At 69.7% G+C, this 9013-nt stretch carries 12 protein-coding genes; 7 read left to right on the top strand and 5 right to left on the bottom strand.

Translation table 11 applies throughout. The features are described 5' to 3' along the window. Window positions 1-123: 123 nt before the first annotated feature. Window positions 124-738, bottom strand: coding sequence for a hypothetical protein (locus Aco03nite_RS09245; protein WP_203794375.1), 615 nt, complete (start codon window positions 736-738; stop codon window positions 124-126). Between the two features lie 226 nt (window positions 739-964). Here Aco03nite_RS09245 and Aco03nite_RS09240 point away from each other — a divergent pair, with 226 nt between their 5' ends. From Aco03nite_RS09240 to Aco03nite_RS09220, 6 genes are all read left to right on the top strand, one after another. Next, window positions 965-1669: a class I SAM-dependent methyltransferase gene (locus tag Aco03nite_RS09240; RefSeq protein ID WP_203794365.1), complete on the top strand. Its 705-nt coding sequence runs from the start codon at window positions 965-967 to the stop codon at window positions 1667-1669. 20 nt (window positions 1670-1689) lie between these two features. After that, window positions 1690-1866, top strand: a complete 177-nt coding sequence (locus Aco03nite_RS54525) for a hypothetical protein (protein ID WP_307837634.1) — start codon at window positions 1690-1692, stop codon at window positions 1864-1866. After that, window positions 1863-2012 (top strand): hypothetical protein, encoded by a 150-nt coding sequence (locus Aco03nite_RS54520; RefSeq protein ID WP_307837633.1) that lies wholly within the window; start codon window positions 1863-1865, stop codon window positions 2010-2012. The genes Aco03nite_RS54525 and Aco03nite_RS54520 overlap by 4 nt, the downstream gene beginning before the upstream one ends. Before the next feature lie 89 nt (window positions 2013-2101). Beyond that, the gene (locus Aco03nite_RS09230) at window positions 2102-2854 is read left to right on the top strand and encodes an alpha/beta hydrolase (RefSeq protein WP_203794364.1); all 753 of its coding nucleotides are present in this window, start codon (window positions 2102-2104) and stop codon (window positions 2852-2854) included. Between the two features lie 169 nt (window positions 2855-3023). Next, window positions 3024-3251 carry a cation:proton antiporter regulatory subunit gene (locus Aco03nite_RS09225; RefSeq protein ID WP_203794363.1) on the top strand — a complete coding sequence of 76 codons (228 nt, stop codon included), beginning with the start codon at window positions 3024-3026 and terminating at the stop codon, window positions 3249-3251. An 8-nt stretch (window positions 3252-3259) separates the two neighbouring features. Next, entirely contained in the window at window positions 3260-4744 is a 1485-nt protein-coding gene (locus Aco03nite_RS09220; RefSeq protein WP_239145021.1) for a cation:proton antiporter domain-containing protein, read from the top strand. On the opposite strand, the gene Aco03nite_RS09215 is transcribed toward Aco03nite_RS09220, so the two are convergent. Genes Aco03nite_RS09215 through Aco03nite_RS09200 form a run of 4 tightly spaced genes read right to left on the bottom strand, consistent with a single transcriptional unit; the run spans window position 4729 to window position 7850 of the window. Continuing rightward, entirely contained in the window at window positions 4729-4992 is a 264-nt protein-coding gene (locus Aco03nite_RS09215) for a UBP-type zinc finger domain-containing protein (protein ID WP_203794362.1), read from the bottom strand. The two genes, Aco03nite_RS09220 and Aco03nite_RS09215, sit on opposite strands and share 16 nt — an antisense overlap. After that, window positions 4989-6548, bottom strand: coding sequence for a Na+/H+ antiporter (locus Aco03nite_RS09210; protein ID WP_203794361.1), 1560 nt, complete (start codon window positions 6546-6548; stop codon window positions 4989-4991). The genes Aco03nite_RS09215 and Aco03nite_RS09210 overlap by 4 nt, the downstream gene beginning before the upstream one ends. 55 nt (window positions 6549-6603) lie before the next feature. Then, entirely contained in the window at window positions 6604-7212 is a 609-nt protein-coding gene (locus Aco03nite_RS09205) for a fibronectin type III domain-containing protein (RefSeq protein WP_203794360.1), read from the bottom strand. 32 nt (window positions 7213-7244) lie between these two features. Continuing rightward, entirely contained in the window at window positions 7245-7850 is a 606-nt protein-coding gene (locus Aco03nite_RS09200) for an EcsC family protein (RefSeq protein WP_203794373.1), read from the bottom strand. Window positions 7851-8064: 214 nt separating this feature from the next. On the opposite strand from Aco03nite_RS09200, the gene Aco03nite_RS09195 reads away from it, so the two are divergent. Beyond that, window positions 8065-8970: a proteasome assembly chaperone family protein gene (locus tag Aco03nite_RS09195; RefSeq protein WP_203794359.1), complete on the top strand. Its 906-nt coding sequence runs from the start codon at window positions 8065-8067 to the stop codon at window positions 8968-8970. Window positions 8971-9013 lie beyond the last annotated feature (43 nt).

The following is a 9013-nucleotide window of genomic DNA, read 5'->3' as shown; positions in this document are numbered from 1 at the left end:
TGGAGGTGAGGAGCTGGGTGCCGGCCGGGCGCCGGCGGTGGCCGTGGTGGTGGAGGTGGGGAGGTGGGAAGCGGCCGGGTGGCGGGGGTGGGCGTGATGTTGGGGGCTGGTGGGGTGGGTGGGTCAGGCGGCGGGGGTGGCTGAAGTGGACCACATCGTGGTGAAGGCGGCTGCTTCTCCGGCCAGCCAGTTCTCGATGTCGGCTGGGCGGGTTGTGGTGTCGAGGCGGTGGGTGGTGCCTCGGCGTAGGTCCACCAGGACCGGCTCTGCGTTCGGGAGGATCTGGTCCATGTGGCGGGCCATCAGGTGCAGCATCGCCGTTGCGGCCTCGGGGGTGGGCGGGGCCTCGTCGAAGTGCAGGCGGACCGCCTCTCGGTGACCGTCGGCGAAGCGCAGGCCGAAGTGTGGGTTGATTTTCACGGCCAGTGGGCCGACCACGGCGATGGCGTCGCGGGTCTGGGCCAGGTCGACCTGCTGTGGGTCGCCCAGCGCGGTCAGATAGGTCCGGGCGCCGTCACGCAGCGCGCCGTACAGCGGCTTCCAGCGGTCCTTCACCACCTCGACGACGCCGCCGAGGTAGCTGCCGCCGGTGCGGAACGCGATGTCCGCCTTGAGTGCTTTCACCAACTGGCCGTGCGGGTTGAACCCGCTCCGGCGCTCCCGCTGCCGGCGCAGCCCGCCGACAAAAGTGGCCTTGGCGGGGCCGGTGCGAGAGACGTAGCGGGTGAAGCCGAGCATCGTCGCGTACGGAGGGATCACAGGCACGGGGGTGGTCGAGATCGTCACGTCGTCTCCTCACTCGCACTGCGGAAATCCGGGCAGGACCGGTCCTCCAGAGTCCCGAAGATCCGCAGCTCAGGTCCCCTGTTTCGTACATACATTCTAATCGACGGGTACGACATTCCCAACGCGATGCAGCGGTCGGCCGGGCAACGCTGGAACTGTCACTTGCGACACTGGTGGCGTGACGGACGAACGCGGGACGCGGGTTCGGGATGTGCGCCGCCGGCTTGCCCGGGACGGGCCGGTGTGGACGCGCGGACCGGAGCTCGACTTCCGGACCGTGACGCTGCCCGAACGCGACTGTGACCTCGTTCGTGACCTCCTGATCGTGGAGGAGGCGCGGACGGTGGTGGAGATCGGGCTCGCGTACGGGAGTTCCGCCCTGGCGATCGGCGAGGCCCTGCTGACCGTCGATGCGCCGAACGCCCGGCACATCGTGATCGATCCGTTTCAGCAGAAGGCGTACAACAACGTCGGGTGGGACCTGCTCTGTTCGGCGGGGCTGGACTCCATCGCCGAGCTGGTCGCCGTCCCCTCGTCGCTCGCGCTGGCCCGGATGGTCATGGACGGGGTCGTGGCGGACGCGGCCTTCATCGACGGCAGCCACCGGTTCCACGAGGTCTTCGTCGATCTGTACTACCTTCGCAAGATCGTCAAACCGGGCGGCCTGCTGCTTCTCGACGACGACTACCAGCCGCCGGTCCGGGACGCGGTGCGATATTACGAGCGGAATGTCGGTTTCAGCGAGGTTCCGGAGGCCTTCGCGACCGGATCCCGCATGAACATCGGCGGGGACGCCACGGCCGAGGTCGTCCGCCGCTGCCGGGCCGTCCGGCTTCCGGATCCGCCGTTCGAGCCGTCGTACGAGGACTATCAGCCCTTCTGAGGGCGATGGAGGTGATGACGGTGAGCGGTGACCTGATTCGGGAGCGGGGTGACGCGGATCTGGACGGGTGTGTGGCTCTGCTGCGGGACGTGCACGCGGCGGACGGCTATCCGGTCAACTGGCCGGAGGATCCGCGTGGGTGGCTCGCGCCGCCGGAGCTGGTGCGGCCTGGGCACTTCCCTTCGGGTACGCGTTGAGCCTGAACGTCGTCGAGAACGGGCGGCGGACCGGGGCGGTCGCCTTCTACGAGGCCACCGGCTGGCGGTACACGCACACCTCGATCGCGGACTGGACCGGGCCGGACGGCGCCCAGGTGCGGCTGCGGCACTACAGCGCCGAATAAAAGCTCCAATAAGAGCGCGCCCCGGCCGGTTCTGGGATGGGGGCCTCCCCGGGACAGGGGGCGTGGGGCGGGGTGGTGAGACTGTCAGGATGGCACTGGTCCGGTGTGATTTTGATTCCGAGGCGCTGGAGATGGGCACCTCGATGACTGTGGTGCTGCCCGAGCGGGTGGCCGTGGATCCGCCGCCGGTCGTGTACCTGTTGCACGGGCTGACCGACGATCACACCTCCTGGACGCGGTTCAGTTCGGTGGAACGGTATGCGCGTGAGCGTGGCCTGGCCGTCGTCATGCCGCAGGTGCACCGCAGTTTCTACGCCAACGAGACGTACGGGATGCGGTACTGGGACTTCCTGTCGGCGGAACTGCCGGAGACGGTGGGACGGCTGTTCCGGGTGTCGGGGCGGCGGGAGGACACGTTCGTGGCGGGGCTGTCGATGGGCGGCTACGGGGCGATGAAGTGGGCGCTGCGGGAGCCGGAACGGTTCGCCGGGGCGGCCAGCCTCTCCGGGGCGCTGGATCTGGCGTACATCCAGGAGCACGACATGCGGCCGCACGTCCGGGCGCTCACCGACCGGGTCTTCGCCGATCGGATGGTGGCCGGTGGTGACGAGGATCTGATGCACCTGATCCGGACCGCCAACCCGCTGGAGCTGCCGCGACTGGTGCTGCGCTGCGGCAGCGACGATCACCTGGTGGCGCAGAACCGCCGGTTCGTCGCGGCGTGTGCCACCGCCGGGGTCACGCTGGACGCGGAGTTCGAACCGGGCGATCACACCTGGGAGTTCTGGGACCGGCAGCTGCCCGGGGTGCTGGACCGGATGATCGAGGGGCTCCGGGTCTGAGACCTCCGAAAAGACCGGAACGGACGCATACGCCCGGCGGTCGCGGGTCGGTCCGGGCGGGCCGCCGGCCTCGCGGCGACGCGACGGGACCTTGGTGTGGCGTACGAGAAAAAGGGTGGTGATTTTGCTCTGCGCCGTCCTCCCGCGACGGGCCGTAGTATCTGCGCCCATGGGTAAGGGTGTGCACATACAGGAACTTCCCGGGGTCGGGACCAGGTACGACGTGGCGCTGGGCGGCGGCGGCCGGCGGGTGTCGATCGTGGTGTCCCGGGACGGGAAACGTCACCTCTACGTCTTCGAGGACGCCGGTGACGAGCCGGACGCCGTGGTCGAGCTGACCGAGGAACAGGCCCGTAAGGTCGGCGCCGTGCTGGCCGGCACCTACTTCACCGACTAGGGCCGCTGGTGCACGCGAATCTCATCGGGCTGGGCGCCCTGATCCTCGTCGCCGGGCTGCTGGCCCGGCTGGGGCGCCGGTTCCGGCTGCCCACCGTTCCGTTCTTCATGCTGGCCGGGATTCTGCTCGGCCCGTTCACCCCGGGTGTGACGCTCTTCGAGCATCCGGCGGATCTGGACATGCTGGCCCTGCTCGGGCTGGTGCTGCTGCTGTTCCACCTGGGTGTGGAGTTCCCGGTCGAGCAGGTGCTGGGCAGCGGGAAACGGCTGTTCGCAGCGGCCGGGGCGTACATCGCCATCAACATCGGCGCCGGGCTGGGCCTGGGCTTCGCGATGGGCTGGGGCACCTCCGAGGCGTTCGTGATCGCCGGCGCGGTCGGCATCTCGTCGTCGGCGATCGCCACCAAGCTGCTGATCGAGCTGCGCCGGCTGGCCAACGCCGAGACCCCGGTGATCCTCGGCATCATCGTGATCGAGGACCTGTTCCTCGCCCTCTACCTGGCGCTGCTCACCCCGATCCTGTCCGGGGCGAACTCGGCCGGTGAGCTGGCGCTGCGGATCGCCATCAGCTTCGGTTACCTGGCGCTGCTGTTCGCGGTGGCCCGCTGGGGCGCCCGCTGGATCGGCAAGATCATCGACAGTCGCGAGGACGAGCTGCTGGCCATCCTGATGGTCGGCCTGACCGTGCTGGTCGCCGGTATCTCCGCCGAGGTGGGTGTCTCGGACGCCATCGGCGCCCTGATGATCGGCCTGGTGGTCGCCCGGACCTCGGTCAAGGAGCGGGTGGAACGCCTGGTCCTGCCGCTGCGGGACGTGTTCGCGGCGGTCTTCTTCGTGGCGTTCGGGATGAGCATCGACGTCGGCGCGATCGGCTCGGTGGTCGTGCCGGTGCTGATCGCCGTGGGCATCACCGTGCTGACCAATGTGACGGCCGGCCTGATCACCGCCCGGCTGTTCGGGCTCAACCAGCGCGGCGCCTCCAACGTCGGCCTGACCGTGCTGGGCCGGGGCGAGTTCTCGCTGATCCTGGCCACCCTGGCGCTGGCCGCCGGGCTGGACGAACGGATCGGGCCGTTCGTCGCCCTCTACGTGCTGATCCTGGCGGTGCTGGCCCCGATCCTGGCGGTCAACTCGCGGATGCTGGCCCGGTTCATCCCGGACCGGCTGCTGCACGACCGCTGGCGGTACGTCCGGGAGGAGACCATCAGCACCGCCTGCACACACATGGACCGGATCCAGATCACCGAGACCGACACCGACGTCTGCCCGCCGTGTGTCGAGTCCGGGGACACCTGGGTGGAGCTGCGGATGTGCCTGACCTGCGGTGAGGTCGGCTGCTGCAGCGACTCACCGAACAAGCACGCGGACGAGCACTTCGCCGACACCGAGCACCCCATCATCCGGTCGCTGGAACACGACGACGGGTGGGAGTACTGCTTCGTCGACGCCACGCTCATCCGCGAGCCCGCCGGATCGGCTCAGCCCAGCAGCTGATCCGGGAAACACCAGCGCCAGGTCTCACCCGGTTCGTAGGAACGCATCACCGGGTGATCCGTCTCCCCGTGGTGGCGCGTCATGTGCCGCCGCGGGGAGGAATCACAACAGCCGACGTAACCACAGGTCAGGCACTTGCGCAGGTGCACCCAGTCGGTGAAGCCGGCGTGCACGCACTCGGGGCAACCGCCGTCGTACGGAGCCAGCGGCGCCGGATCGCCGGCGTCCTTGAGATGCTCACAGGTCAATGCTCACTCCGATGCAACTGGGACTCTTCCAGGTCCAACTCTCGCTGGGCCCGCACCAGCACCTCCTCGGGGATCCGCCCCTCGTTACGGGCGATCTTGAAGACCCGTCGTTCCGCTCTGATCATCTCCCGGCGGAGCCGGCCGTACGCCGCGGACGGGGTCTCCCGCTCCTGACTGCCCAGCCGCTCCCACGCGCTGTTGCCCCGGCTCTCCACCAGACCCCGCAGCCGGTCCACCACCGAATCCGGCGCACCCGGCGCGTGCTCGTCCAGCGCCTTCAGCGCGGCCTGCCCGGCGGCGTGCTGCACCCCGGCCTCGGCCAGCGCGTCCTGACCGCTGGCGTCCTCGCGCACCCCGAGCCGCCGGGACAGCCACGGCAGGGTGCTGCCCTGCACCAGCAGGGTCAGCACGATGGTCGCGAAGGCCACGAAGACGAACAGCTCCCGCGGGTAGTCGCCGTTGGCCGGCAGGGTCTGCGCGGCGGCCAGGGTGACCACGCCGCGCATGCCCGCCCAGGCGATCACGGTGGGCACCGTGACCGGCGGCCGGGGCTCCCGGTTGCGGATCCGGGGGATGAGCCGGGCCAGGTAGGTCGCCGGGTACATCCACAGGAACCGGACCGCCAGCAGCGCGCCGAACACCACCGCGGTGACCTGGGCGGTGGTGACCATGTCGGTCTCGATGGTGCCGACCACGGTGCGCAGCTGCAGACCGACCAGGAGGAAGACCACCCCCTCCAGCAGGAAGTTGATCAGCTTCCAGACCGCGTCCATCTGCAGGCGGGAGGTGGCCGACAGCAGGTACGGGATGCGGTGCCCCAGGTAGAGCCCGGCCACCACCACCGCCACCACGCTGGACGTGTGCAGTTTCTCGGCGACGATCACCACCACGAACGGGGTGAGCAGTGCCACCGCGTCCTCCAGCAGCGCGTCCTCGATCCGCTTGTGCAGCCAGGCCACGGCCATCGCGAGACCCATGCCGATCAGCAGGCCGCCGCCGGCCTTCAGCGTCACCTCGCCGACGATCTCGGTGGCCCCGACCGCGGTCCCGGTCAGCGCGCCGATCGCCACCCGCACCAGGACCAGGGCGGTCGCGTCGTTCAGCAGGCTCTCGCCCTCCAGGATGGTGACCACCCGGCGGGGCAGCCCGACCCGGCGGGCGATCGCGGTCGCCGACACGGCGTCCGGCGGGGCCACGATCGCACCCAGCGCGACACACGCGGCCAACGGAACCTCAGGCAACAGCAGGTGTACGAGGAAACCCACCACCAGCGCGGTGAGGACCACCAACCCGACCGCGAGCAGCAGGATCGGGCGCAACGCCAGCCGGAACGCGGGCACCGAGGTCTGCAGGGCGGCCACGTACAGCAGCGGCGGCAGGATCCCGATCAGCACCAGCTCGGGCTCCAGGTGCGCTTCCGGGAACCCCGGCACGTACGACAGGCCGAGGCCCGCCACCAGCAGGACCAGTGGCGCCACGAAGCCGAGTCGCCGGGCCAGCGCGGCGCCGACCACGGAGATCCCGAGCAGGATGACCGTATCGGCGATGCTCTCCATGCCGGGAAGCTTAGAGTTTCCTGAACCTCACCTCGTAGTGGTGCTCACCACCCGCTCACTTCGTGAGGGTGGTCACCGGCCGGGATCGTCCGATGGTCGTCGACTGGTGACCGTCCAGGCCCAGCGCGTCCTTGGTCCGCACCATGTCCACCGTGAAGATGTACGGGGTGCCCGGATCCAGCCCGGAGATGGTGGCGCTGACGTAGCCGCACTTCTTCGGTGCGTTCTTCGTCCAGCCCAGTTCCTTCTGCGCGCCGGTCACCAGGATCTGGCTCTGCGCGGTGATCCGGTAGTCGACGATGTCGCTGCCGCCCTGGTTGAACCAGGTCACCACGGCGCTGTTCTTCGACGGGACCACACCCAGGCCGTTGACCATCGGGATGTGCCCGTTCGGCGTACAGGTGGGGGTCGGGGTGGGCTGCGGCGAGCTGCTGCCGCCCAGGGTGGGCAGCGTCGCCGAGGGGGTCGGTGCCAGCGAGCCGTAGGTGGCCGACGGTGAGGCCGAGACGGTGCCCTGGTCGAACAGGATCCAGTTACGGCCCGGGTTGCCGGTGCTGTCCGCCGACCCGGCGTCCCCCTTCTCGTCCCGGGACGACGACGAGGAACAACCGGTCAGCAGCAGTACGGCGAGGGCCAGGACGACGGATCTCCGATTACCCAGCACATCTGGATTTTCGGCAGTCCCGTCGCGGGGCCTTAGCCGTTCCGGTAGTGCTCCCTGGCCCGGCGGGCCAGATCACGGGTGGCCGCCGAGTTGGCCCAGGTGCCGAGGATGATGCCGGCGCCCGGGACCACCTTGGCGAAGATCCGTTTCGCGGCCCGCACGCCGGCCATCTGCGCCAGTTTCACGCTCAGCCGCATCAGCACACCGGCCAGCGGCCGGCCGCCGTCACCGGTGAAGATCCGGCTGGCGCGCTCCCGCCCGGCGGCCACGCCGAGCGCCGTCCGCGCGGTCTCGGCGAGCTTGTGCACCCGCTGGAGAACCAGCAGGTCGGTGGCGCGCTCCGGAGCCGCCGGATCCTCGCCGTAGGCCGCCGCCACGTGCAGGACCAGGCGCGCCTGGGTCCAGGCGAGCACGCCCACGTCGAGCAGCGCGCCGGGCAGACCGGCCGCGCCGGAGACCGCCCCGGAGACCCGGGCCAGCGTGGTGAACCGCTTGATCGCGAGGGTGGCCAGCTCGTCGGGGCCCAGCTCGGGGCGCTCGGCCCGCATCCTGGTGTGCCACGCGGCGGCTTCCGGGCCGATCCGGCGGGTCGCCTCCAGGGCGAGATGCTCAGGGGCGTACTGCGGGTCGGCTTTCATGCGGGCCCACAGGGTGCCGGGTGGGGCCGCGGTGTCTTCTGCCAGTTCCTTCGTCACAGATCACTCCGAGGGGTGTGCGGAAGAAGATCTGCAACCCATTGTGACGGGTGCGCGCACGTCGCCGCCGTGTCGGGTAGGTGATTATGGGAGTGGGCCGGAATCAATGACGCCGCCCGGCTGTTATCGCCGAAAACACTCTCTGGAGGTAGGCAGCGTGCTCGACCCGTACGGGCTCTATGAGATCACCGGTGACCTGCCGGAACTTGACGGCCCGGTGCTCATCCAGGCGCTCACCGGTTTCGTCGACGCGGGCAGCTCCATCCAGCTCGCCCGGGAGAGTCTGCTGGACAACCTGGAGAACGAGGTCATCGCCACGTTCGACCTGGACCAGCTCCTGGACTACCGCTCCCGCCGTCCTCCGATGGTCTTCGTGGCCGATCATTTCGAGAGCTACGAGGAACCCAGCCTCGCCCTGCACCTGGTCAAGGACCAGCTGGGCACCCCGTTCCTGCTGCTCGCCGGGCCGGAACCGGACCTGCAGTGGGAGCGGTTCATCGCCGCCATCACCCTGCTGATCGACCAGCTGGGGGTCAGCGTCACGGTCGGGCTCAACGCGATCCCGATGGCCGTGCCGCACACCCGCCCGGTCGGCGTCACCGCGCACGCCACCGACAAGCGCCTGCTCGGCGAACACGAGTCGTGGTTGCAGCGGGTGCAGGTGCCGGCAAGTGTCGGAAATCTGCTGGAGTTCCGGCTCGGCAACTCCGGCCGGGACGCCCTCGGTTACGCCGCCCACGTGCCGCACTACCTGGCTCAGACCGGGTACCCGGCGGCCGCCGAGATCCTGCTCGACTCGGTCTCCACCAGCACCGGACTGGCTCTGCCGACCGGTGGGCTGCGCGAGTCGGCCAAGCTGGTCCGCGGCGAGGTGGACAAGCAGATCGCCGACGACGAGCAGGCCGCCCGCCTGGTCACGTCGCTGGAGGCGCAGTACGACGCGTTCGTCCGCGGCCGGGAGGCCAACCTGCTCGCCGACTCCGACACTCCGCTGCCGACCGCCGACGAACTCGGCGCCGAACTGGAGCGATTCCTCGCGGAGCAGAGTCGCGACGACTCCTGACCTCTGTCGTCCGGAAGAATGACCGCAGGCGCGGGCGCGCAGG

The sequence above is a fragment of the Actinoplanes couchii genome (assembly GCF_016862075.1).
GTDB classification, from domain to species: domain Bacteria; phylum Actinomycetota; class Actinomycetes; order Mycobacteriales; family Micromonosporaceae; genus Actinoplanes; species Actinoplanes couchii.
This window is presented reverse-complemented; position numbering and strand designations above follow the sequence as displayed.

What these genes read in the sequence shown, in the direction of transcription:
- Aco03nite_RS09210 (WP_203794361.1), bottom strand. Translation starts at nt 6,548, where the DNA reads ATGGAGAGCATCGCCGATACGGTCATCCTGCTCGGGATCTCCGTGGTC.
- Aco03nite_RS09245 (WP_203794375.1), bottom strand. Translation starts at nt 738, where the DNA reads ATGCTCGGCTTCACCCGCTACGTCTCTCGCACCGGCCCCGCCAAGGCC.
- Aco03nite_RS09225 (WP_203794363.1), top strand. Translation starts at nt 3,024, where the DNA reads ATGGGTAAGGGTGTGCACATACAGGAACTTCCCGGGGTCGGGACCAGG.
- Aco03nite_RS09230 (WP_203794364.1), top strand. Translation starts at nt 2,102, where the DNA reads ATGGCACTGGTCCGGTGTGATTTTGATTCCGAGGCGCTGGAGATGGGC.
- Aco03nite_RS09200 (WP_203794373.1), bottom strand. Translation starts at nt 7,850, where the DNA reads ATGAAAGCCGACCCGCAGTACGCCCCTGAGCATCTCGCCCTGGAGGCG.